23 protein-coding genes are annotated in these 23,022 nt (G+C 48.8%); 5 read left to right on the forward strand and 18 right to left on the reverse strand.

What is annotated here, in order from left to right; translation table 11 throughout:
- Positions 1–230: 230 nt before the first annotated feature.
- On the reverse strand, positions 231–3,374 hold the full coding sequence (gene lacZ, locus AC3WRW_RS13545) for a beta-galactosidase, LacZ type (RefSeq protein ID WP_492546835.1): 3,144 nt from the start codon (positions 3,372–3,374) through the stop codon (positions 231–233).
- A gap of 136 nt (positions 3,375–3,510) precedes the next feature.
- Between lacZ and AC3WRW_RS13550 the strand changes: the two genes are divergently transcribed.
- The gene (locus AC3WRW_RS13550) at positions 3,511–4,365 is read left to right on the forward strand and encodes an AraC family transcriptional regulator (protein ID WP_492546836.1); all 855 of its coding nucleotides are present in this window, start codon (positions 3,511–3,513) and stop codon (positions 4,363–4,365) included.
- 47 nt (positions 4,366–4,412) lie between these two features.
- Here the strand turns inward: AC3WRW_RS13550 and AC3WRW_RS13555 are convergent, their stop codons facing one another.
- Positions 4,413–4,703: a hypothetical protein gene (locus tag AC3WRW_RS13555; RefSeq protein WP_171684882.1), complete on the reverse strand. Its 291-nt coding sequence runs from the start codon at positions 4,701–4,703 to the stop codon at positions 4,413–4,415.
- A 167-nt stretch (positions 4,704–4,870) separates the two neighbouring features.
- Between AC3WRW_RS13555 and AC3WRW_RS13560 the strand changes: the two genes are divergently transcribed.
- Positions 4,871–5,458: a 50S ribosomal protein L25 gene (locus AC3WRW_RS13560; protein WP_492546837.1), complete on the forward strand. Its 588-nt coding sequence runs from the start codon at positions 4,871–4,873 to the stop codon at positions 5,456–5,458.
- A gap of 72 nt (positions 5,459–5,530) precedes the next feature.
- Here AC3WRW_RS13560 and AC3WRW_RS13565 read toward each other — a convergent pair whose 3' ends face one another.
- From AC3WRW_RS13565 to AC3WRW_RS13615, 11 genes are all read right to left on the reverse strand, one after another.
- On the reverse strand, positions 5,531–5,737 hold the full coding sequence (locus tag AC3WRW_RS13565; protein WP_492546838.1) for a YodN-related protein: 207 nt from the start codon (positions 5,735–5,737) through the stop codon (positions 5,531–5,533).
- A 518-nt stretch (positions 5,738–6,255) separates the two neighbouring features.
- Positions 6,256–7,122, reverse strand: a complete 867-nt coding sequence (locus AC3WRW_RS13570) for a sugar phosphate isomerase/epimerase family protein (RefSeq protein ID WP_492546839.1) — start codon at positions 7,120–7,122, stop codon at positions 6,256–6,258.
- 41 nt (positions 7,123–7,163) lie between these two features.
- Complete coding sequence (locus tag AC3WRW_RS13575; RefSeq protein WP_492546840.1) at positions 7,164–8,024, reverse strand: sugar phosphate isomerase/epimerase family protein; 861 nt, start codon at positions 8,022–8,024, stop codon at positions 7,164–7,166.
- A 30-nt stretch (positions 8,025–8,054) separates the two neighbouring features.
- The gene (locus AC3WRW_RS13580) at positions 8,055–9,119 is read right to left on the reverse strand and encodes a Gfo/Idh/MocA family protein (RefSeq protein WP_492546841.1); all 1,065 of its coding nucleotides are present in this window, start codon (positions 9,117–9,119) and stop codon (positions 8,055–8,057) included.
- Positions 9,120–9,265: 146 nt separating this feature from the next.
- Positions 9,266–10,477, reverse strand: a complete 1,212-nt coding sequence (locus tag AC3WRW_RS13585) for an MFS transporter (protein ID WP_492546842.1) — start codon at positions 10,475–10,477, stop codon at positions 9,266–9,268.
- A 356-nt stretch (positions 10,478–10,833) separates the two neighbouring features.
- The gene (locus AC3WRW_RS13590) at positions 10,834–11,802 is read right to left on the reverse strand and encodes a quinone oxidoreductase family protein (RefSeq protein WP_492546843.1); all 969 of its coding nucleotides are present in this window, start codon (positions 11,800–11,802) and stop codon (positions 10,834–10,836) included.
- Between the two features lie 116 nt (positions 11,803–11,918).
- Positions 11,919–12,341: a VOC family protein gene (locus AC3WRW_RS13595; protein ID WP_492546844.1), complete on the reverse strand. Its 423-nt coding sequence runs from the start codon at positions 12,339–12,341 to the stop codon at positions 11,919–11,921.
- An 89-nt stretch (positions 12,342–12,430) separates the two neighbouring features.
- Positions 12,431–14,074 (reverse strand): putative bifunctional diguanylate cyclase/phosphodiesterase, encoded by a 1,644-nt coding sequence (locus AC3WRW_RS13600; RefSeq protein ID WP_492546845.1) that lies wholly within the window; start codon positions 14,072–14,074, stop codon positions 12,431–12,433.
- Between the two features lie 150 nt (positions 14,075–14,224).
- Positions 14,225–14,857 (reverse strand): SGNH/GDSL hydrolase family protein, encoded by a 633-nt coding sequence (locus tag AC3WRW_RS13605; RefSeq protein WP_492546846.1) that lies wholly within the window; start codon positions 14,855–14,857, stop codon positions 14,225–14,227.
- Between the two features lie 127 nt (positions 14,858–14,984).
- The gene (locus AC3WRW_RS13610) at positions 14,985–16,079 is read right to left on the reverse strand and encodes a low temperature requirement protein A (RefSeq protein WP_492546847.1); all 1,095 of its coding nucleotides are present in this window, start codon (positions 16,077–16,079) and stop codon (positions 14,985–14,987) included.
- 168 nt (positions 16,080–16,247) lie between these two features.
- A complete protein-coding gene (locus tag AC3WRW_RS13615; RefSeq protein WP_492546848.1) occupies positions 16,248–17,456 on the reverse strand; it encodes an MFS transporter in 1,209 nt (402 codons plus the stop codon).
- Positions 17,457–17,628: 172 nt separating this feature from the next.
- Between AC3WRW_RS13615 and AC3WRW_RS13620 the strand changes: the two genes are divergently transcribed.
- On the forward strand, positions 17,629–17,952 hold the full coding sequence (locus tag AC3WRW_RS13620) for a winged helix-turn-helix transcriptional regulator (protein ID WP_171684899.1): 324 nt from the start codon (positions 17,629–17,631) through the stop codon (positions 17,950–17,952).
- Positions 17,953–17,976: 24 nt separating this feature from the next.
- The gene (locus AC3WRW_RS13625; protein WP_171684900.1) at positions 17,977–18,135 is read left to right on the forward strand and encodes a hypothetical protein; all 159 of its coding nucleotides are present in this window, start codon (positions 17,977–17,979) and stop codon (positions 18,133–18,135) included.
- Between the two features lie 66 nt (positions 18,136–18,201).
- Here the strand turns inward: AC3WRW_RS13625 and AC3WRW_RS13630 are convergent, their stop codons facing one another.
- Both AC3WRW_RS13630 and AC3WRW_RS13635 read right to left on the reverse strand, forming a co-directional pair.
- A complete protein-coding gene (locus AC3WRW_RS13630; RefSeq protein ID WP_492546849.1) occupies positions 18,202–18,480 on the reverse strand; it encodes a DUF6171 family protein in 279 nt (92 codons plus the stop codon).
- A gap of 6 nt (positions 18,481–18,486) precedes the next feature.
- A complete protein-coding gene (locus AC3WRW_RS13635) occupies positions 18,487–19,980 on the reverse strand; it encodes an alpha-N-arabinofuranosidase (protein WP_492546850.1) in 1,494 nt (497 codons plus the stop codon).
- A 227-nt stretch (positions 19,981–20,207) separates the two neighbouring features.
- On the opposite strand from AC3WRW_RS13635, the gene AC3WRW_RS13640 reads away from it, so the two are divergent.
- Positions 20,208–20,366, forward strand: coding sequence for an asparagine synthase (locus tag AC3WRW_RS13640; RefSeq protein ID WP_492546851.1), 159 nt, complete (start codon positions 20,208–20,210; stop codon positions 20,364–20,366).
- Between the two features lie 134 nt (positions 20,367–20,500).
- On the opposite strand, the gene AC3WRW_RS13645 is transcribed toward AC3WRW_RS13640, so the two are convergent.
- The 3 genes from AC3WRW_RS13645 to AC3WRW_RS13655 all read right to left on the reverse strand — a co-directional run bounded on the left by AC3WRW_RS13645 (position 20,501) and on the right by AC3WRW_RS13655 (position 23,005).
- Entirely contained in the window at positions 20,501–21,406 is a 906-nt protein-coding gene (locus AC3WRW_RS13645) for an S-layer homology domain-containing protein (protein ID WP_492546852.1), read from the reverse strand.
- Between the two features lie 214 nt (positions 21,407–21,620).
- On the reverse strand, positions 21,621–22,265 hold the full coding sequence (locus AC3WRW_RS13650; RefSeq protein ID WP_492546853.1) for a pyridoxamine 5'-phosphate oxidase family protein: 645 nt from the start codon (positions 22,263–22,265) through the stop codon (positions 21,621–21,623).
- Positions 22,266–22,291: 26 nt separating this feature from the next.
- Positions 22,292–23,005, reverse strand: a complete 714-nt coding sequence (locus AC3WRW_RS13655; protein WP_492546854.1) for a hypothetical protein — start codon at positions 23,003–23,005, stop codon at positions 22,292–22,294.
- Positions 23,006–23,022: the final 17 nt, after the last annotated feature.

Here is a 23,022-nt window from a genome sequence, read left to right on the forward strand (position 1 = left end):
CAACATGTTCTTGTTGCCCGAAATGATGCCATTTTTCAGCCAATACTCCTAACTTAACATCCTCTTCAGGCTAGGTCAATGTAAGGTGTACAGCATTCGCCGCTGCAGTCCAAGCACCCCATCACGAAACAGGGAAGTATGAAAAAAAGCCGCTTCGATACAGGGTATCGGGCGGCTTTTTGAAGTTAGGCTAACGGACAGAGCAGTCTTTATTCAAAAGAAAACTAATCCTATATTCCTTTGAAGGAGAAAGAATACGCATAGGTACGGTTAGCAAACAGCGTGAACTCCGGATGCGTTCTTGCTCCCCAGCTGTCATCCCCGCCAACGCCCATTTGCTTGTAATTGACGCGGAGCACGACTTTATCGCTGACAGGCAGCTTATACGGGTGGTCATGAGCTTCTAATTCCGCTGGCGAATACGGCAGTGCATTCAACTCGACCGTAGGAAGTCCGGTAATGCGAAGACCGCGGCCCTCGTCATTCGTTACTGTCGCCCAACGTACATCCGTCTTATTGCCGCATTCCTGCGGGCGTAAATACGGAACGAACTGTTCCTGCACGGTCCCGCTGTGCAAGGCCAGCTTAGCACCTGTCGCACGATCCCAATGATTCTCATGTGGGCCGCGTCCGTACCAGCTTAATTGCCCGAAGGAGCGGTCCAATTCGAACATCACGCCGACTTCCGGAATTTCTGGCAGATTAGCGCCCGGAACAAGCTCCATGCGCAGTTCCACTTCCCCATTCGGCGATACCGCGTACACCAGTTTCACTGTTGAAACCGGCTCTGTGGCAAGCGCATAATCAACATGCACTTCCGCGCGCCCGTCAACAGCGGACTTTGCTTGCAAGGATTGCAGCGTTCTGCCGCTGCCCGCTCCTTGCCACGGCGCGCATCGAATAGGATGCTGGTTGCCCCGGTCGTTATCCGTATACGCGCGCCAGAAATTAGGCGCCGGTCCTGTCCGGAACAGCTCGGTACCCTCATACTCGTAAGAGACGATATCCCCTGTCGCCGCAAGGAATCTAAGCGAGAAATGGCTGCCTTTCAGCGTTACTGCATCAGGCGTAAAGGTCACTTGCACAGCTTCAAGCTCCGCTAACGCCGCAGCCGATTCCGCCTGTGCAGTCACCCCGGCATGCGCCCATGCCCTACGGACAGGCAGTACGAACTGTTCCCAAGCGATTTCGTGCCCTTTGGGAGCCCATGCCGTGTCGTCTTTGAGCTGCAAGCTAATCGTCAGCACGAACTCGTCCTGAGGCAGCACCGCCTCCGCCGGCTCCAAGGCAAGCTCAATTGTCGCTGTTTCTCCTGGCTTCACAGCAAATTGTCCTTGCTTCTCTTCGCCAACTAAGACACCGTTACGCGCAATGGTCCATACCCAATTATACTCGCTCAGATCCGTGAACAAGTGCTGATTCGTTACCGACACCAGCCCTTTAGCTATATCCAGAGCTGTGATTTTCACATTCTGATAGCATTTCTTTACTTCATATATTTTCGGCGATGGCGTGCGATCTGCGAAAATCAATCCATTGCCGCAGAAATTGCCGTCATTCGGCGTATCCCCGAAATCCCCGCCATAGGCTTGATAACTCACGCCTTCCGGAGTTGTCTGGCGGATCGATTGATCGATCCAATCCCAAATAAAACCGCCTTGAAGGATCGGGTACTGATCAAAGAGCTCCCAATACTTATGCAAATTGCCGCAAGAATTCCCCATCGCATGGCTGTATTCGCATAAAATGAACGGCTTCTTCGGTTTATTTTTGGCGTATTCTTCGATTTTCTCAATTTTGGAATACATTTGGCTTTCGATATCGGAGGCAGCCTCCGAGGCGCGGCAGTGAAAAATCCCTTCATAATGAACCACACGGGATGGATCGGCCTCGCGGAGAAAGTCATGCATTTTAATAAAATTGTCTCCGCCCCATGATTCATTCCCCAGCGACCAAATCACGATCGAAGGATGATTCTTATCTCTTTGCATCATGGAATTCGCCCGGTCCAGAACGGCTTCCGTCCATTCAGGCTTGCTTCCCGGAACGGTGTCGCCTTCTTCCTCTTGACCGTAGCTCCAGGAACCGTGCGTTTCGAGATTCGTTTCATCGATGACATATAGTCCGTACTCATCACACAGCTCATACCAACGGGAATTATTCGGATAATGAGAGGTGCGCACCGCATTGATATTATACTGTTTCATCAACAAAATATCCGCAACCATGCTGGCGTTATCGACAGAACGGCCGCGATCCGTATCAAATTCATGCCGGTTAACGCCTTTAAATACAATGCGCTCGCCGTTGATTTTCATCAAACCGTCGTGAATTTCGAACTTACGGAAGCCTACCTTGCAGCTCTCCGTTTCCAGCAGTGTTCCGTTCTCGTCCCTCAAACTCAAAACAAGCGTGTAAAGATAAGGCTTTTCCGCGCTCCAAAGCTCAGGACGCTCCACCTTGACCGACAGCTCCACTTCCTGGCTCTCAGTGCCGCCAACTTCGACTATCGCAGACAAGGGCGCGTTCCATAACGGTTTGAGCTCACGATCATATAAAACAGCTTCTACCCGGCGCGTCCCCGTGCCAAGGCCGTCATAGTTCGAGACCTTCGCCTGAATGCGCAGCTCCGCATGTTCGAAAGCATCGTCGAGATCTGTCAGCACTTTGAAATCCGCAATATGGGTGAGAGGCGTGGTATAGAGATAGACGTCGCGGAAAATACCGCTTAACCGCCAGAAATCCTGATCCTCCAGCCAGCTTGCATCGCTCCAGCGGTATACTTCAACCGCGAGCTTGTTCTCGCCTTCCACCAAATAGGGCGTAATATCAAATTCCGCAGGTGTGAAAGAATCTTGGCTGAAGCCAACCAATTCACCGTTCACCCAAACATAAAAGGCGGACTCAACGCCCTGAAAGCTCAAATAGACAGGCTGCTCGGCCCATGACACCGGAACCGTGAAGCTGCGGGAGTACGAACCGACAGGATTATATTTGACAGGAGCAAAAGGAGGTTTCAGATCCTCATGTCCTACCCAAGGATAAATCAAATTCGTATATTGCGGGAAGTCGAAGCCCTGGAGCTGCCAATGGGATGGCACCGCAATGTCGGACCAGCCGCTGCAATCATAGCCAGTTGTATAAAAATCTTGCGGACGTCCCTGTGCATTCTCTGCAAAATGGAACTTCCAAACGCCATTCAGCGATTGGTACGAAGCGGATGCTTCACGCACACCGGCAAGCGCTTCAGCTTCCGTATGGTAAGGCATCAATGTTGCATGCGCTTCCAGCCGGTTCAATTGAAAAATCTGTGGATTATTATTCCATTCCGGAAAGCCGTTTGCGGGCGGTGTATAGACGAACTTGTCAGCCATCGGTTAAAACCTCGCTTCTTGTGGGTTGTATTATTTTCATCAACGATGTATTTATTGTACAGGACAATAATTTCTTTTAAAATATAAGATACTACGCATGGCATATTAAAAAATGAAAGAGATGGCTGTCCTAAAGATGACTCAAGACTACAGAAAATTTTTCGTCATTACGGAAACGGACCGGAAGCTGCCGCTAATCCTGGAAACGGTCGGGTACGAGAATCAGCAGCTGTATTACAAGCGGGAAGAAGGCTATCCCTGCTTTCACTGGCTGCAAACGGTCGAAGGAGCCGGGGAAATTATCCTCGATAACTCATCGGTCAAACTTGGCGAAAATCAAGGCATGCTGCTTGCCGCGGGCGTTCCGCATGAATACAAAGTTCTTTCGCCCAAATGGTCAACCTGGTATGTAACCTTTGACGGCGCACTCGCCGCCTCCATCGTCTATGCCTTGGAGATTCCGTTATCCACACAGATCAGCTGGGGGTCGGATACTCCGCTTGCCGGCATTCACAACTATTTTTACGAAAAATACCGATACAGCTATGATTTCACCGGAATGAACGGTTCGCTTGAAGTTTATCAATTCCTTACGCTGCTGAAAAATCACGGAAACATCAACAAAAGCGCCTCCTTCTCCCAAAGCCACCAGCGGTTGCTGCCGCTATTGTTTCAGTTGGAGATGAACTTCGCTTCCGCCGAGGTCGGCCTTACGTGGATGTCGGAGGAGCTGGGTGTCAGCCCGCAGCACGTCAATACGCTGTTCCGCAAAGCTTTTGGTCTCTCTCCGTATCAATACCTGCTGCAGCTGCGGCTTCAGAAATCCAAGGAGCTCCTGATTACGCAGCAGAGCCGGACCATCAAGCAGATTGCGGAAGCAACCGGCTTTCTTGATGCTTCGCATTTTATCTCAACCTTTCGAAAAACCGTCGGATTAACGCCTGAAGTATTCAGAAATCAATATAATAACAATCATATAGAAAAAGGATAGAACGAGTCGCCTCGTCTATCCTCACGTATGCTTCTTTTATTCAGGATTTAATGATTGGGTACAAACTCACTATGAACCTCAATGAGCTTTCGGACGAAAATCTCAAAATCATTTTTACTAGACGAAAATTTGAAATCGGTTACACCTGTGTTGAAATCAATCACGGTAAGCGCCACTCGGTTCTGTGGATATTCTGGGATCGGCTCGGAGGCAAGAGTAATATTTTTGAAAGGGTAAATGGACGTTTCACCGTACAAACGCAGCACAGTCAGATGATCATCTCTCAATTCCAACGAAATCTGTTGATCGGAATCAGTGAAACTTTTCAGTGTACTCATCCTTTATCAATCCTCCTCTTGTCCTCTATTTTACTCTCAAATGGCAAGATAAAGAAGCCCAAAACGAAAAAAAATCCCTATTTATTTCCTGTTTAAAAGCTTGTACAGGCGGGTAAATGAGTGTAGGGCTGAACGCCGCTTTTTACAACGCTACGGAGGTGCAGAACATGAGCACAACGATTTTACTATCTGAACGAAGGGGTCCTGTGAAAAAAATGCGAGAACAAGGCCATATTCCCGCTGTCGTCTACAGCTCTCGTATGGATTCCGAGCATGTCACCGTCCCGGAAAAAGAAATCCGCGCATCGCTGAAGCGCAATCCGCATGCTATTCTGAAAGTTGCCTTGCCTTCCAAAACCAAAGAATCCGTCATCGTCCATCACGTTCAAAAAGATTCGCTGACGGGCCAATTGCTGCACGTTGATTTCTTGCAAATTAATATGAAAGAAAAGCTAGAAACGTCGATCGCCGTCCACTTGGCAGGTGAGGCTAAAGGCACGAAGGAAGGCGGCATCCTCCAAATAGAAACGCACGAAGTCATGATCCGCTGCATGCCGAACAAGCTGCCCGAATCTCTTCCGCTGAATATAAGCCAGCTGAACATAGGCGAGCATCTCACCGTTGCCGATCTCAAGGTTCCTAAGCACATTGAGGTACTTTCCGATCCTGAGATCGTGCTTGTTACGGTTCTCGGCGTGCAGAAGTTGGACGTGTCCGCCGAACCTGCTGCACAATCGGAAGCCGATTCTGAATAGTTAAGGATATGAACAGAGGCCGCCCCATAAGTCATAGAAATGACGGGGCAGCCTCTTTATTTGATAACGTTTCTATCCTGCTTTTCCAAATGCATGCATCTGATTGCTCATGACTTTCGAAACGATTAATTTATGTTGTTCGGCTCTAGCTACAATCACTTGCAAACTATTGCGTATTTCTAAAGCTTCATCCAAGTATTCCCTATCACCAAAAATCTCGTACAGCCTCATATAATCATTATACTCATCCAACCATTGATCGAAGTAAGAAGATGTCAAATCTATCAACTCCCTTAGTTCCATGATAGAGCAAAATGATTAATTTATTATTAGGAATAGATTAATTTTTCTTAAACAACATCAAAAAACCGCCAAACGCTTATGCAGCGTATAACGGTTCTCAGCCTACTCTATTATATCTTCCTTCTGCGCAAAGCCTATACCGCAAATGATCAAGACGGTTAGAAATAATAGCACACCTAACACATCCCACCATAAACTGTCCGCAACGTTAGGAAGAGTGCCTATGCCTAAAATAAGTGCAGGTGCGAACCACAACATTTTTTCCAATATTCCCCGAAGTGCTTTTAGTCTTTGCAAGATGTACGACCCCTATATGCTGCAGTATGTTGTTCGGACCTGACACCGTATACACTTCGAAGTGGGCTTATCATTTCTGACCGTCCCAACGGCTCAAAAATCCATCCAATTTGTGGAATCATACAGGCAACAACATTCAGGGATTTTAGTAAAAAAAAGGACCGAGGATATTAGTATATCCTCCGCCCCATTTATCATTACTGATATTTTTGTATAAATGCAATGGCGCTGGCAATATCTTTCTCAGGCTGCTCCCCGACTTCGCGCTCAATCGTCAGATAGCCTTTATATCCGATGTCCCGCAGCGCTTGGAAGTAACGCGCAAAATCAACATGGCCTTCTCCAAGCGCCAGCTCGCGATAATAAGGACCGGACGTCGCGGCCTCGGCGATCTGCTCATGACTCATCGGCTTATACCCCAGCGAGCCATAAATTTCGCGCGGATCGGCTTGTCGCAGACGAACTCCGTCTTTCACATGCGTATGAACAATATAGTCCTTCAACGTAATAACGCCTTGAACCGGATCATCGCCTGTAACCATGACCATATTGGCCGGATCAAAGTTTACCGAAACCCCGTTGGTAGAGAGGGAATCCAGAAAGCCCTTCAGATGAGCGGCTGTTTCCGGACCGGTTTCGATGGCAAAGTAGGCATCTAAACTTTTGGCATAAACGCCTAATTCTTCACAAGCGCGGTGCATCGTTTCGTAAATCGGATCGTTTGTTTGCTCAGGTACGACACCGATATGAGTTGTGACAACCTTCGTGCCCAGATCAACCGCAAGGTCGAGAATACGCTTCGATTTCTCAATCTTCGCTGCATTCGCAGAGGCATCCTGGAAGCCATGACCGCCCAAGTCTCCGCACAGAGCGGAAATCTCAAGACCGAGTGAAGCAATGTAGTCTTTCAGCTCCATGCGTGCTCCAGCCGTTAAATTCGCCGGGTCCATCTCGCCGGATACGGCGTAAATTTGCACGCCGTTCGCTCCAAGCTCCTTCGCTTTCTTCAAACCGTCACGCACGCCCAGACGGAGACTGTCCACCATGATACCGATTGGATTCATCCTAATTCGTCAACACCTTTCGCAATACTTTTGCTTGCTGCCTATTCCATATCTTCCCATAATCTTTTAATATTTTGCAACCCGATCAACGTGCCCGTTTTGCACTCTTCCATCCCTTCGAATTCCAAGGAAATGTAGCCGTCATAGCCAGAGCTTTTGATAACGCGCAGCACTGCTCGCATATCGATATCGCCATGTCCCGCAATAGCCCCGCGCAAATAATTGCCCTGCAAGGTCTGGAACCAGCCTTGACCCGGATTTTGGTGCGACGGACGCAAATAAAAGTCTTTCACATGAACCATTGAAGCGAAAGAAATGTTATTCTTCACCGCGGCAACCGAATTCTCGTCGGCACACATGAAATTGCCTACATCCAAAGTTGTCCGGAAATTCGGACGGTCTACAGTTTGGATTAACGCTTGAACCCGGTCGCTCTGCTGGACAAAGTAACCATGGTTTTCAACACTAGTCGTGATGCCGTAAGTCAGCGCATAATCGGCGATTTGACGGCAGGCCTCAGCCATACGCCCAAGCTCCCTGTTGAAATTCGCGATGGAGCGGTCCGCGCTTTGCGCAACGTCATGCCGCATTTTTTTGACGCCAAGTCTAGCGGCAAGATCGACTTCACCTTTGACCCGCTCAATTTCCTTGAGGTAAGCCTCTTCGGAATCACTCAAAAAATTAGCGCCAATCGCGTAATTGGAAATTTCGATGCCGCGCGACTCCGCCTTTTGCCGAATCTGGTCAGCCAGTTCGAAATTACCCGGTAAATCAAAGCCCAGCGGCACAATTTCCACATGCTCGCCGCCTTGATCCGCGATCCAGTCAATGACCGCCATTATATCCATTTCGCCGGACTTCAGCGCTTGAAATAAACTATACGTACTAACCCCTAATTTCATATAAGTACCTCCATGCTTGTTCCCAACGGACTATAATTTAATTTCTTGACCTTTGGCTGCCGATTCATAAATGCCGCACAAGATTTTCATCATGTTAACCCCGTCTTCGACAGGACTAATCGGCGCATTCCCCGTTTGACAGCTCTCGATAAAGTGATTGATTTCATTTTGAAAAGCTTGCGGCACATTGATCGACTTGGCATCCGTTTGCGGGGATACATTCAAGATCGTATCATGCATTTCCGTTACAAAAACGAGCTCAGGCTCGATTTCCACGCCGCCTTTATCTCCGTACAGCTTAACTGCGATCTCATCCTTTTTGGCATGCAGCGTAAAGCTGACATCGACGAGGAGGGAAGCTCCGTTTTCAAAGCGGATTAAAGCGTTTGCCATATCTTCAACCGTATTGTGATCAACATCATAATCGGCTGCTTTATAGAAGGAAAGATTGCGCACATTCGCACGGTTGCCAAGCTTATTATACGTATTGCCGCTGACGGAAACCGGCTTCGGTCTGCCCATCAAATACCAGCACAGGTCGATGACATGCACACCGATATCAATCAAAGGTCCGCCGCCGGAGCGCTCCGAATCCGCAAACCAGCCGCCCGGATTGCCTAAACGGCGAAGACAGGAGGCTTTGGCATAATAAACTTCGCCTAAGTTATCGTTGTCTACAAATGTTTTAACGAGTTGGGCATTGGCGTCGTATCTGCGTACGAAACCTACCTGCAGCGTTTTTCCCGTTTCATGCACGGCCTCTTGAATGCGCAGCGCTTCTTCAACAGTTTTGCACAGCGGCTTCTCTACCAAAACATGCTTGCCTGCGCGCAAAGCCGCTATGCTGATTTCGGCATGCGTATTATTCCATGTGCAAATGCTGACGGCATCGATCTCAGGATTGGCTAGCAGCTCGCGATAGTCGGTGTAGACATGCTCCAGGTTATACTTTGCTGCTTTTTCCTCTGCTCTTTGGCGATTTAGATCGCATACGGCGTATAAATTGGCGTTAGCTTGCTTCGCGTAAGACTCAAAGTGCATTTCGGAAATCGAGCCTGCTCCGATGACACCAATATTCAACTTGTTCGTGCTCATAGCGAATTCTTGCCTCCCTTGGTTGTCTCATAGACTCAGGATAGCATGCTTTCAGCCGAGGTAGAATGTATAGAATGAGCAAGTGCATGGACTATATGTTCAAAATAAAAAGAAGACCTGGCGAGATAAGCATCGCCAAGTCCCTATCACATCCGCGCCATCCGCGCGTCCGTTCGGCTCCCTTGTTCTTTTAGCATAAAGAAAATATTGATAAGTCCAAACAGCAGGAAGGCGATCCAAGGAAGCGCGCTCCAGCCAAGCACCGTTCCCAAATCGTACAAATAACCGCCGCCTACATTACCGATCATCGCACCGATCGACAGGGCAAAGCTGTTAAAACCGAAATAGCTGGCTACACTTCCGGTCCCGGCAAACTCGGATACCATCGTATTCATCATCGGCTGCAGAAACACTTGTCCAATCATAAACGCAATGACCCCCGCATAAATCCCGACCATGGAACTTGTCACTCCGATCGTGAATAGCCCTGACGCAAGGAGCAGCGTCGCGAGCGACAGCACGCCGAAGGGCTGCATTTTGGCATGGCCCAGCTTGGCAAACGGCACCTGCAGCAGCACCATCAGGGCGGCGCCGCAGGAGTAGATTAGGCCGATATTAGCTCCGGGGGCAATCTGATTCACGCGAAACGGAACGGCAATATACAGCTGTGCGACGAGCGACCACGACATCATGGTGAACACCATAAAGCGGCGAAAGGGCCGGTTTTGAAGCACTTTTTTCATCTGCGTCCACATTCGGGCGTCCTGCAGCTGCATCCCTTCCTTATTAATATGCGGCAATAGAAACAGACTCAGCAAAAAAGAAAAGACAAAGATCAGCGTCGCCGTCAGGCTGACATATTTGAAATGGAACCCCATGAGCAGAGCGCCGAGAACCGGTCCCACGACAAATCCCATGTTGCTAAGCATTTCGCGAATCGCATACACCGTGATCCTGTTTTGCGGCGTCGAGAGCGCTGCGTAGTACGCATAACTCGCCGGTTGAAACAGCGCTGCGCCTAGCCCGGAGAAGAAGCACGCGATAATCAACCCCGGCACATGACTGACGAAGCCGAACATGCCGAAACCAAACGTGCGGATGAACAACCCGATCATAATCGTCCGCTTATAGCCAATCCGGTCGGCAATTGTGCCGCACAAGGCAGAAAGGCCCTGCTGGCTAAAGCTGCGAATCGCCGAAATCACACCGACGATCGTCACGCTTAGCAGCAAATCGTGCAGCAAGTAAGAGGCGAGCAACGGAATCATCATATAGAACCCGACCGCCATGCTGAACGTATTCAGAAACATCACCCAAAAGGGCAGCTTGATGTCCGATAGCTTTTTCCATAGATGCATCCTCATATCCTCGTTTCCATCTGCGTTGTGTCAATCCACAACACGATACCCGATTCTAATACGATTGCATAGGGACTTTCTTTGTATAGACTTGGGTATATTATGGGCTGTCCGAGGAGGAGTTGGGGGATATGAGGAAGGCAGATGTAGATAACTGGAAAATTTACCTTTAAATTACTCGAATGGGAATCTCGTAGGAAAATAGAAGAATAACCTCCCTTTAATTCCACCGGACTTCGTAGATTCCCGCGAAATCGGTGCAAATAGAAGGAGGTTTGCCAGTTAATTGGTTCTAACAAGCTTCTGCAGTCAAATTAGAAGGAATTTCTCCCATAATTTCACTTATAAGACTATGGCTACGGAATGAGCAGGATTTTCCCCGTGCTCTGTCTGCTCTCAATCACGCGGTGAGCCTCAGCGCCATCCTTCAGAGGGAAAGTTGTTATCCCGCCCAACTGAATAATGCCCTCGCGCAGCGCCTGGAACAGCGCCTCTGCCCGCTCGATTCGATTAGCCAGCGTGGTCACATGGTTCCACAAATCGCCGCCGGTCAGCGTCTTCGAGGTGTCCATAAGCATTCGCGGATCAACATGCGGCGGATCTCCGCCGGCCATGCCATAGAAAACGACCGTCCCCTTCGTTCGTACAGCCGCAAAGCTGTCCATCAGCGTCGATCCCACGGAATCGTAAACGGCGTCCGCACCCTGTTTCCCCTCCGTGAAGCGGATCACCTCTTGCGCCCACGCTTGATCGTAGCCGAATACGACGTCGGCGCCTGCCTTCAGCGCGACAGTTTTTTTGGCTTCCGATGAGGTCAAACCAATGACCCGGGCTCCTTTGCTTTTGGCAAGCTGAATCAAAATTTGACCTACACCGCCTGCTGCCGCGTGAACGACGATATCATCGCCGGCTTGTACCGGGTAGCTGTCGTTGACTAAGTAATGAGCCGTCATTCCTTGAAGCAGAATAGCCGCTGCCTGTTCAAATGCAATATCGGCCGGCACCGGGATAGCCCGGTCAACAGGCACAGCGACTAATTCGCTGTTGGCGAAAGGAACGTCGCAGAAGGCGATACGGTCGCCGGCTTGGAGATGCTCCACATCCGCTGCCACCCGCTCCACGATACCCGCTCCCTCATAGCCCAGAATGAAAGGCGGTTTTCCCGCCAAATGATAATTCCCACGTCTCCGGTAAACATCGGCAAAGTTAAGCCCGATTGCTTTGGTTCTAACCAGAATATGTCCAGGTTCTAAGCCAGGCTCCGGAACATCTGCATACTGCAGTACCTCGGGCCCGCCAAACCGTTCAAATAGTAATGCTTTCATCGACTACCTCCAACATGCTTTTCATTCCCAAAAATTGTACCATACCCTTTCTCGATTGCAAAAAGCGTGGGTTGGAACGCAATGAGCCCTCCATATCCGAATGGAGGGCTCTCTCATTACAGCTGGTTTTCTCCCGTGCTTTGGAAAAACTCAAGAATTTCACCGTTCAACCCTTTGACAAATGCAATCCGAACAGGTGTCGGAGGATGGTTGCCCAAAACTGCATCTTTAGGTTCCACCGTCACTGTCGCGCCGGCAGCAACAGCCGCGGCTACGGCTTTATCAACATCATTGCTGCGGAAAGCTACATGAAAGTAGGAGCCTTCCGATTTCGGTTCGCCGGAGCCGCCAGCGAAAACTTCCATATAATTACCGTCACCGGTGTCCAGCAAAACAACTCGTTTATCGCCTTCGCCCCAGCTGTTCGTTTCTGTAAAACCGAGGCCCTCCGTGTAAAATTTAACCGTCGCTTCAAAGTCATTCGCCCTTAACGCGACATGATGAAAGCCGCCGCCGCCAATTTTATGATTGGTACTCATGATACAAGCCTCCTTAGCATCTTAGCATCCTCTACCTCAACGAGTATAACTGATTCGCTGGTGTTAGAAAATAAGTTACTTCGAAGTAACTAGCTTTTAGCCTCATGAACGATTATTTCCGATGGCTTGGGCAGAAGGGCAAGATCAGCCGGCTTATTGATAAAATAGCCCTGTATCCCCCAGCACGCCATGTCCTTCAGCATGATATACTGCTCATAGGTTTCAATGCCCTCGGCGATTACCTGCAAATGAAGTGCGTTGGCCATGGCCAGCATCGCTGAAATTAGCGGTACATTGCCATCCGCGATGAACGATCTGTCGATTTTCAGCTTATCGATCGGCAGCAAAGTGAGCATGCTTAATGACGAGTATCCTGTTCCGAAATCATCCAGCGCAACCGTAAAGCCGCTTCCGCGCAGCTGGCGCAACGTTTGCTGGACATCCTGCATGGAATGCATCGTCGTGCTCTCTGTAATTTCCAGTTCCACAGATCCGGGAGCGACATGCTCTTCCTTTAAGATTCGCAAAATCTGCTGAACGAAATCTTTTTCATTCAACTGTACCCTGGAAATGTTAACCGAGACTTTAAATTCGGAGCCATAGTCCTCTTTTAACAAGTGCCAATCCCGGCAAGCCCGGCGGATAACCCAGTAACCGATATCGACAATCAATCCCGTTTCCTCCGCTACCGGAATAAAGCTGCTCGGCTGGACAGTGCCGCGGCTCTCGCTATGCCATCTCAAAAGCGCTTCCGCGCCAATGACCGTTTCCTGCACCGGATGATAGATCAGTTGATATTGTATATCAAGCTCTTCTTTTTCAATTGCATGGGAAAGTTCCAGCTCGTTAATGAAATTCTCAATATGATCGTACTTGAAAGCGGCTTCGTAAATATGAAATCTTTTTCTTCCGGCGCCTTTCGCTTTATACAGCGCAATATCGGCTTGCTTGAGAAGAATCTGAATCGTCTCATGATCCTCTCGCTTAGAGACCCCGATGCTTGCGCTGATCTTCATTTGCCGGTCCTTTACGTTGAACGCTTGCTGAAACAGTTGAATAATAGCCTCTGCCGTCTGCTCCACCGGTTCATGGATGTGATCGGCTACAACAATAAATTCGTCTCCGCCTAGACGGACCAACGTATACTTATCGCCAAATTGTTGACTGAGACGATTCGCGACCTCTACGAGAACGGTATCGCCAACGTCATGTCCGAACATATCATTTATATTTTTAAAATAGTCCAAGTCAAGCAAAAACAACGCTGCCGGACTTATTACATGTTCGAATAAATATCTCCTGTTGTACAACCTGCTGAGCTCGTCATGATAAGCGTAATCATAAAGCAAATTCTCATGTATTTTGCGTTCGGTAATGTCGCGCGTGACGGTGATAATATATGTCAGACGATCGTGGTCGTCAAAAATAGGAGTCAAAATACTTTCCCCGCTTAACATCCCGTTCGGCAAAATAAAGCCATCCTCATACTTAATCGTTCGCCGCTCGTTAACGACCCTGATGTATTTCTTATATAAATATTTCGCCATATGGCTTGGATTCGCATCAAAAAATGTCTGCCCGACGGCCTCCATCGTAATCCCACTAAACTGTGTGGCTGCCCGGTTCAAATAGTAGTATTTCAAATCGGTTCCATCCACGCTCATGATGTAAATTGAGTCTTCAATATGATCCAGCATGTGTAGGAGTAAGCTTTCATCAAAAAGTTTATTCATTCGCCCCTCACCTCTACCCATCACAATGTTCTCAGCTTCATGCTGCACAGACTAGCATTCGACAAAAATTGTCGAAATCCTCCATTTTTTGCGAGTTGTAGAGCAAACAAAAAGGCTCCACGCTGCTAGCGTGAAGCCTTTCTCTCTAATTTATTCGATGGCCCCGACAGCCTGCAGCCAAGCTTTGGCGATCAGCGCATGTCCGGCAGGGGACGGATGTACGCCGTCCGGCGCCCAGAACGCACTATCAGCCCGCGTAGATGCTTGCGCGAATAAACCGTCTAAGCACACAAGACGTGCGTCGAACTCTCTGGCTAACTCGCGGACTACCGTGATTTTCGGATCCAGATCTTCTCTCCACAGCTTGCGGTCTTCTGGCACCGGAAGCACAAAAGGCTCGATGAGTACAATCTTCGCGCCTGATTCCGCCGTTTGCGCGAGCAGGTCACGGTAACCGGTTTCAAATTTATCTGTCGACGTCGGGTCGTTACGGTCATAACGTCTCCAAGTATCGTTAATCCCGATATAGATAGAGACTAAGTTAGGCTTCAAATTCAAGCAATCCTGATCCCAACGCTGCTGCAGATCCACGACACGATTGCCAGAAATGCCCCGATTGAGGAATTGCACCTGTTTCTCCGGGTATTTCGCCGAAAATTGGGCTGCTGCCATCAGCGCATAGCCTTTGCCTAAATCATTTTCATTGTCACGAATACGTCCAGCATCTGTAATACTGTCCCCTTGAAATAAAACGACATCCCCTTGTCCAATCCATGCTGACATGTGCGTCGATCCTCCTCTTTCTCCCTTGTTTCTTTCGGATTTCCAAAAGTTTCCTAGAGTATAGCACAGCCTCTTTGAGCTATCAATTGTGACATTATACTAAATAATCTAGTTCTTCTTGCGTCATCTAACGGCTCGCTAATCTCGCATACACCACAAAAAACAGCGCCATTTCACCAATGATCGCATAGTTCGGTACAACCACAAATATATCCAGCACAAAAAATCCACCAAGTATTCCTAAAAATAAGGCCAAATGAACCGGCTTCAATTGAAGATGTTTATGCCTGTACCGATGAAAAATGAGTGTCGTCGAGGCAAAGTACAGCAGAACCGATAGAAACACCATGCCCAGCATGAAGAAGTAGTCCAATTGCTCCAAAAATAAAAGCTGAATCGATGCCGCGATTGTGCTCAGAGATAAATAAACGAGCAAATGGCCATAAATAATCGTCTGTCCGGCCGTTTGCAGCTCCTTATTCACCTTTCTCTCGATATTCTCAAAATATTGCCACCAAATCGCAATAACTAGAATAAAAGCCAATGCCGCAAACAAAATCGATGCCAAAGTGCCGTTGCTAGTTTGTAAAACAGCTAACGTGCTCACTACGGATTCGCCTAGGAGAATGAGAGTAAACAAGGCAAAACGCTCCAACAAATGATGTGTATTGATGGGCGTATGCACCAAGAACCGTCTGCCGAGGAGCGGCAGAAAGACATCTACGGCGATTCCAGCGTATAGAATTAAATATCGTACCCATGAATCGAAAAATAAAGAGGCGCCCGAAATCACGATTCCGATCCAAAACCGTGTTCCCAGAAATCGCGCTGTCGCAGCCCGGTGAGAAACTTCCCCTTTTTGAACAGCTAAATACTGGAGAGCTGTCAGCACCCTCGAGCCTATGTATCCGATGAAGAACGGAACGTAGTAACGATCAAAATCCGTAGACAGACTAAATGTCATGATCAGCACAAAAAACAACTGCAGGATCATGTAGATCCGGTGAGTGAAGACATCTTGACCGTAACGGTTATTAAACAGCGTTTGTCCTACCCAAGCCCACCAGATGGGAATAAAAATCAGCACAAACTTGATGATGTATTCAGGCGCAATCGACTCGTGTTCGGCATGAAGCAGCACATGTGTGGCCTTAGAAACCGCCGCTACAAACAGCAGGTCATAAAAAAGCTCCAGCCATGTTACTTTTTTCGCGATGTTCATTTCAATCCTCCGTTTATTGAAATCCTACAACTTGCTGCATCTATTATACCGAACAAACGAGGGTTTATTGGTAATTATTTTATTGACGAGGCCAAGCGGTAGAAAAGCATCAGGGGACTTTCCATCATCATGGAGAGTCCCCTGCTATTGATCTTATCGTTAACCTGATTATTTTCTCTCCAGCTTGGCGGATACGCCCGTGAGGATCACGGCGACAAGGACCATCAATCCACCGATCCACGGTGTGTGCTTAAGTCCGATGGAATCGACAACGACTCCGCCTACAATAGAACCTACGGCAATCCCAACGTTGAACGCGGCGATATTTAGAGCGGAAGCAACGTCCACTGCGGAAGGCACATACTTTTCGGCAAGCTGAACGATATTTAATTGAAGACCCGGCACGTTCATGAACGCGAGCAGCCCCATCAGAAACACGCCGATCAATCCGGCCACTTTGAATGGCAGCATAAATGTGAGCACGATCAAAATTGCCGCGTGAACGATAAACATCCAAAATAAGGCGCGAAGCGGATTCTGATTGGCCCATTTTCCGCCAACCGAATTGCCGATAGCCACCGCGATCCCATAAACGAGCAGAACGATCGAGACGATATGTTGATTAAGTCCTGTTACATCTTGCAAAATCGGGGTTAAATACGTAAAAGCAACGAATGTTCCACCATATCCGAGCGCTGTGATGGCATATCCCAAAATCAAACGTGAATTTGTTAACAGGCGCATGATATCTGAAAATTTAGCGGGAGGCGATTGCTTCAAGTTTTTAGGAATGAGCACTGCACTTGCGATGAGCGCAATCACACCCAGTATGGCGACTCCCCAAAACGTCGCTCTCCAACCGAACGATTGCCCGATAAACGTTCCGAGAGGCACGCCGGTAACTGTCGCAACCGTAAGACCGGTAAACATCAAGGCGATGGCACTGGCCTTTTTCTGCGGCGGCACGAGCTGAACGGCGATCGTGGCGCCAATCGAGAAGAAGACGCCATGGGAGAACGCCGTAATGAAACGTCCGACCAGTAATAGCGTGAACGAAGTGGAAAGCGCAGCTGCGGCGTTGCCGATAATGAAAATGACCATTAGAACCATGAGCAATGTCTTGCGGTTCATCCGATTGGTCAATGCGGTGAGGATTGGCGCGCCAAGCGCGACCCCGATGGCATAGCCTGAAATAAGAAGCCCGGCCAGCGTAATGCCGATATGCAAGTCATCCGCAATGGATGCAAGCAGACCGACCGGGACAAATTCCGTCGTACCAATGCCGAAAGCGCTGATGGCAAGCGCAAGGAGCGCCCATTTGCCGGTAAGCAGCTTTTCTTTTTGTATAGATGCAGATGGTGTAATTGTTTGGCTCATAGTATCCTCCTATATGAATGAGTGTGACCTGCAACAACATTTCACTTTTGTTGTCTGAGTGTTATTATAGGAGCACACGAACTTTTTGATAAGTACGCACTTTGAAGTGATATAGATACTACAAAGTACTATAGACACTTATAAGTTCCTATCATTTTTACGGAGGTTAGCTATGCCTTATAATGTTCCCGTTGAAGCTACGCTTGATGTAATCGGCGGCAAATGGAAAGTCGTCATCCTCTGCCATCTGGACAAAGGCGACAAACGAACAAGCGAATTAAAGAGATTAATGCCCGATATTACCCAAAAAATGCTGACCCAGCAATTGCGCGAGCTTGAGCAGGACGGCATGGTGAAAAGAACAAGCTATGAGCAAGTGCCGCCCAAAGTTGTTTATTCGTTAACCCCCTATGGTTGGTCATTTAAACCGATTTTGGATGCCATGTGCGCTTGGGGAGAGGAGCATGTGAAACAGAAGGAGCTACTACACTTATAGAAACAATATGAGGAGGCGGTTTGTTTGAAAATTATGATTTCAGCCGCGGAAGCTATTGAAAAAGGTGTATGGACTGAGATTCTTCGTCTCTTCGGCAGAGACAAGGATGAGGAGATTTGGCCCAAAGAGGAATTCATCTTGACGGAAGAACAAGCTTTACAATTGAAGCTGATTAAGAAATAAATTAATAACGTGCAGGAGGCCATCTCTTACGTCTTTTCAGACTTCGAGACAGCCTCCTGTTTTGCTCTAATCCATATAGCGCTGCCACCTGGCAGCTCCCGGATACGGGCAGCTTTTGGCTTTCAGTTTGGCGGCCACCCGCACAATGCATCCGCATAGCGAGCACGTATTGCCGCTCAGCAGCTTCGGACACCTGCTGCACATGCTTAACCGCTCGCGGTAAACTGAATCAGGCACGCACGCCTCCTCCGACTGAAACATAGGCGCTTGAAGCATCCTGTCAATTTGCGCTTCCGTAACCTTAAACTCTTCCCGGCACCCTTTGCACGCCCGATTCTCAAGCATCCATGCCTACTCCGCGACGACTTCCAAAACCGTAACGGACATCGGAGGAAGCTCCGCATGGAGCAGCTGGCCGTCCAAGGTGAACGCTGTGAACTCCGTCGGCGCCACTCTATTTGCCTCTTCGAATGTGTTGTGGCCGTCGATCGCATCCGAAGTCAAGGTCGTCCCTTTAATCAAGACAGTTGTGCCTGCCAAGCCGCGCAGCTCCAGTTCAACTTTCGAGCCTGCTTGATGATCCAGATTGCATAAGCTGATATGAATCCGACCCTTGGCATCCTTGGAAGCAGAGACGGATATTTGCGGAATTGCCTGCTGACCTTCACCCAACTCCGCAATGGACTCGTGAATATCCAGCAGCTCGGCGTCCTGATGAACCTTGTACATGTCGAAGACATGATAGGTTGGCGTGAGCACCATTTTCTCCCCTTCGGTCAAAATAACGGCTTGCAGCACATTCACTAATTGTGCGATATTCGCCATCTGCACGCGGTCACAGTGCGCATTGAAAATATGCAATGAAATCCCTGCGACAAGCGCGTCGCGGATTGTGTTCTGCTGATACAGGAAGCCCGGATTCGTTCCCGGCTCCACATCGTGCCATGTTCCCCATTCGTCGACGAGCAGCCCGATTCGTTTCTCCGGATCGTACTGATCCATGATGGCCGACTGCTTACGAATCAGCTCCTCCATGAACAGAGCTTTCTTCATCGTGACATGCCACATCTCTTCCGGAAAACCGGTTGCCGCCCCCTTCTCCTGCCAAGATTCACCCGGAACCGTGTAATAGTGCAGCGTGATCGAATCCATGTAACGATGAGCCTGCTTCATCAGCGTTTCCATCCAATGATAGTCGTCCGAATTAGGACCGCAGGCAACTTTATGTATACGATTGCTTCCGTAATTACGGACATAGGTTTGGAACTGGCGGTACAGGTCCGCATAATATTCCGGCCGCATATTGCCGCCGCAGCCCCAATTCTCATTGCCCACTCCGAAGTATTTCACCTTCCACGGCTCTGTACGTCCGTTGGCCGCGCGCATCTCCGCCATTGGGGACACACCCTCGAAAGTCAAATATTCCACCCACTCCGACATTTCCTGAACGGTGCCGCTACCGACATTTCCATTGATGTAGGGTTCGCACTCCAGCATCTCGCAGAGCATCATAAACTCATGCGTTCCGAAATGATTATTTTCCACCACACCGCCCCAATGCGTATTAATCATCCGTTTCCGGTTTTCTTTGGGACCAATGCCGTCCTTCCAGTGATACTCGTCCGCAAAACATCCGCCCGGCCATCTGAGCACAGGGATTTTCATCTGTTTCAATGCGGCCGCAACATCGTTGCGAATCCCATTCGTGTTAGGAATCTCGGAATCTTCGCCGACCCATAGGCCCTCGTAAATACAGCGCCCCAGATGCTCGGAGAAATGTCCGTAAATATTGCGATTAATGGTGCCTTTCGCCCTGTCGGCGTTAATCGTAATCCGGTTAGCCACAGAAATCCGCCCCTTAAATTAATAATTTTATTAATTAATAAGTAATTTCATGAATTCAATTCTATCATAAGTGGATCCCCGGCCTTTTGCAACCGTTTTTTTGGCGTGCTGCTTCCATCTTCATACCTTGTGTGCCGCGTATTCCCTTTGTTTCTGGCGGATAATTTTGAGCGGATTGTTCTACACTAAGCTTTGTCTTTCCAAAAAAACCAATGGGAGTGATACACATGCGTGAAGGTTTAATCCCTGCTGTGCTTGGAACTGTCGTAACAGCTTCTGCTGCTTCGCTGCTTAGAAGCAAGTATAAAATTGCAGCAACCGGTGTGCTGGGATTCGGACTGGCTCATGTCGTTTTGGGGGCTATTGACCTTATCGAACATCGGTAATTGTTGGAAAGATTGTCACGTGGAAGGTTGTCCCAGATGCAGAAATCTGCTTTGGGATAGCCTTTCTATAATTTAGTTGTCGCTCATGCAAAAAAAAGTGCTTCGCTCATAATGAGGAAGCACTTTTGTCGTTCTTATTTGGAGGCTGGCTCAGCCACAGCTTTGTATTTGGAAGACACATACGTTACCGCTTTAGGTTCGGTAATGACTTGCGCATTCATAGAGTCCGGCTGAGGATCTGTCAGCGTATACGTAATGATCGCGCGGCCGTCCTGCTGGAATTGGATGCCCGTAATTTCAATCCCGTAGCCTCCGGTAGGTTTGGTTTCGCGCGACAGCGTCACTTTATTGACGTCGTCAGTCACTTTTTCAACATTTACCGCGATGCTCTCTGTCGGTGCCGGTTTCTGCGCATGCGCAGCCAGCACCTTGCTTGCGTTGTAAACCCAAGTTGCCGCTTCACCGCGCGTTAGCTCCGCCTTCGGATTCAACTTGCCATTATTATCGAGCGCGGCAATTTTATACACCAGCATACGCTGCAGAGCGCCTTGATACTCCGGCGTAATTTGGTCCGCATCCTTAATGTCTGCAGGCGCGATTTTGATCATGGGGAAGTTGCCCTTCTTCTCAAGAGCGCGAATCAACAAATCTCCGAATTGCTCGCGGGTGATTGTTGCGTTCGGATTGACATCCTTCGGAATTTCCACGCCATTGTAATGCGCGATGATGAACGCATCGGCATACCAAGCGTCATTCGGAATATTTGTAAAATAATCCGATGCAACCGGCTTCTTGACGAAGCGCAGCAGATCCAAGTTCAGATCCAAGCCTTTCACGATGATTTGAACGGTTTGGGCATAGCTGATTTTATTTTTCGGCGCAAAATGTTGGTGATCCACGCCGCTTACTACTCCGCGATCATATAAAGCGTTAATAGCCTCAGCTTGTCCGCTTTCGACATCCGAAAAGGCAAATGCAGTATTAAAAGTCAGGGCTCCCAAAATGATTGATGACAAAGTTGCAGTAGCTATTTTTTTCACAGTAACTTCTCTCCTTTTAACTGATTATTTTTTATAACCCTCTTGGGTCAATTAAATAAACGGAGAGGTTACAAAAAAGGTTGCACGGGTTTCACTTTTGAATTGTAAATTTTTCTTAACATTCCCTCTTTCCCCATTGCAAACAATGATAACCGACTTCTTCGTCGCTTTCTTATCTGCAAAAAAACTGCCGTTAATCACGGCAGTCCACGGGTCAATAAAGCCTATTCGTATAGCTTTCATTCAATTCTTTGGCCACTTGTTCCGCTGTCGTATTGGAGATTTGCGCATGGTCCATCAACATTTGCGGAACGGAGGGCAGTTCCGTTTGGGAGCTCCAGGACTCCGGCGACCATAGCCCCGATCGTATAAATGCTTTGGCGCAGTGGATGTAACACTCTTCCACCTCAACGCCTATGCCGAATAACGGGCTGCGTCCGTTCACGGCGCTTTGCTCAAGCAGCTCCGGATCGCGGGTTACACAGGCTTTGCCATTGACCCTGAGCGTCTCCCCTAATCCCGGGATAAAAAATAGAAGTCCGATATGAGGATTCGTCAACATATTTTGGATCGAATCCATTCTCCGATTGCCCGTACGTTCCGGAATAAACAGCCGATGCTCGTCAAGGACGCGTACAAACCCAGGGGCATCGCCCCGCGGGGAAACGTCGCATTGCCCATTGCGATGGGAAGTAGCCAAAGCTACGAATGGAGATTTGGCAATAAACGCCCGGCAATGATGATCCAATACGGAAATAACTTTATCCGCAGCCCGCTGGCTTGGATAGCCGCCGCAAATCGATCGTAATTCTTCAAATTGTTCCTCAGTTGCGATAACATCACGAAAGCCAGAGCTCATACCGTTTTTTCCTTTCTGCCGTACGATTATTTTTTATAGTTGGCGTGAATGACAGCGCCCTTCTTCTGCTGCAAACTTTCCTTGTACTCCACCAGCTCGATCTCGCAGCCTGCGCCTATGGTCACGCGATTTCCGCGAACGATCCTGGCTTTCGTATGCTCCAGATCAATGTCATCCCCTTCAATGACATCCGCCGTTAACTGCGCATCGGAAGCCGGCATGAAAAAGAAACTGTACGGGCTCAGCACACTCGCCTTCCGAATCCTTATTTTTTCGCCGCCAATTTCCTTCGCGCTCGAAATCCGGTACAGCTTGATATCCAGCTCCCCGGCATTCAACAAACCGCCGACTTCAAACATGCCTCTGGATTTGAACACCTCCGCTTCACAGTCGCCGGCTGTCACCAACTGCCCTTTCAGCTCCAGCCGGTCACTGTACAGGTCGCCTCGCGCTTCTACGGCCCCAGAGCCGCTGATCCTGCCAATGCTGGCATCGCCGCCAACCGTCACCGTCCCTGAAACTTTGAGAGCCTCCCCTTGAAGGCCGCCGGTCCATGAACAAGTCCCTACGACACTCATGCGCTCGGCTTTCAAGCTGCCGTCCATTTCCAAGGTGCCTATGCATCTTAGCAGATTGCACTGAACGTCCCCTTCGATTATGCCATCGCCGACAATTTTCACTTTATCATACTGGCCGCCTGTGGCCGTTGAACTGCCCGTAATCGTGAGATTTCCTTTCATCCTGCTTTCCTCCCTTC

The sequence above is a fragment of the Paenibacillus sp. FW126-R14 genome (assembly GCF_058789495.1).

Coding starts and splice junctions, on each gene's coding strand:
- lacZ (WP_492546835.1), bottom strand. CDS start 3,374: ATGGCTGACAAGTTCGTCTATACACCGCCCGCAAACGGCTTTCCGGAA.
- AC3WRW_RS13550 (WP_492546836.1), top strand. CDS start 3,511: ATGACTCAAGACTACAGAAAATTTTTCGTCATTACGGAAACGGACCGG.
- AC3WRW_RS13555 (WP_171684882.1), bottom strand. CDS start 4,703: ATGAGTACACTGAAAAGTTTCACTGATTCCGATCAACAGATTTCGTTG.
- AC3WRW_RS13560 (WP_492546837.1), top strand. CDS start 4,871: ATGAGCACAACGATTTTACTATCTGAACGAAGGGGTCCTGTGAAAAAA.
- AC3WRW_RS13570 (WP_492546839.1), bottom strand. CDS start 7,122: ATGAATCCAATCGGTATCATGGTGGACAGTCTCCGTCTGGGCGTGCGT.
- AC3WRW_RS13575 (WP_492546840.1), bottom strand. CDS start 8,024: ATGAAATTAGGGGTTAGTACGTATAGTTTATTTCAAGCGCTGAAGTCC.
- AC3WRW_RS13580 (WP_492546841.1), bottom strand. CDS start 9,119: ATGAGCACGAACAAGTTGAATATTGGTGTCATCGGAGCAGGCTCGATT.
- AC3WRW_RS13585 (WP_492546842.1), bottom strand. CDS start 10,477: ATGCATCTATGGAAAAAGCTATCGGACATCAAGCTGCCCTTTTGGGTG.
- AC3WRW_RS13590 (WP_492546843.1), bottom strand. CDS start 11,802: ATGAAAGCATTACTATTTGAACGGTTTGGCGGGCCCGAGGTACTGCAG.
- AC3WRW_RS13595 (WP_492546844.1), bottom strand. CDS start 12,341: ATGAGTACCAATCATAAAATTGGCGGCGGCGGCTTTCATCATGTCGCG.
- AC3WRW_RS13600 (WP_492546845.1), bottom strand. CDS start 14,074: ATGAATAAACTTTTTGATGAAAGCTTACTCCTACACATGCTGGATCAT.
- AC3WRW_RS13605 (WP_492546846.1), bottom strand. CDS start 14,857: ATGTCAGCATGGATTGGACAAGGGGATGTCGTTTTATTTCAAGGGGAC.
- AC3WRW_RS13610 (WP_492546847.1), bottom strand. CDS start 16,079: ATGAACATCGCGAAAAAAGTAACATGGCTGGAGCTTTTTTATGACCTG.
- AC3WRW_RS13615 (WP_492546848.1), bottom strand. CDS start 17,456: ATGAGCCAAACAATTACACCATCTGCATCTATACAAAAAGAAAAGCTG.
- AC3WRW_RS13620 (WP_171684899.1), top strand. CDS start 17,629: ATGCCTTATAATGTTCCCGTTGAAGCTACGCTTGATGTAATCGGCGGC.
- AC3WRW_RS13630 (WP_492546849.1), bottom strand. CDS start 18,480: ATGCTTGAGAATCGGGCGTGCAAAGGGTGCCGGGAAGAGTTTAAGGTT.
- AC3WRW_RS13640 (WP_492546851.1), top strand. CDS start 20,208: ATGCGTGAAGGTTTAATCCCTGCTGTGCTTGGAACTGTCGTAACAGCT.
- AC3WRW_RS13650 (WP_492546853.1), bottom strand. CDS start 22,265: ATGAGCTCTGGCTTTCGTGATGTTATCGCAACTGAGGAACAATTTGAA.
- AC3WRW_RS13655 (WP_492546854.1), bottom strand. CDS start 23,005: ATGAAAGGAAATCTCACGATTACGGGCAGTTCAACGGCCACAGGCGGC.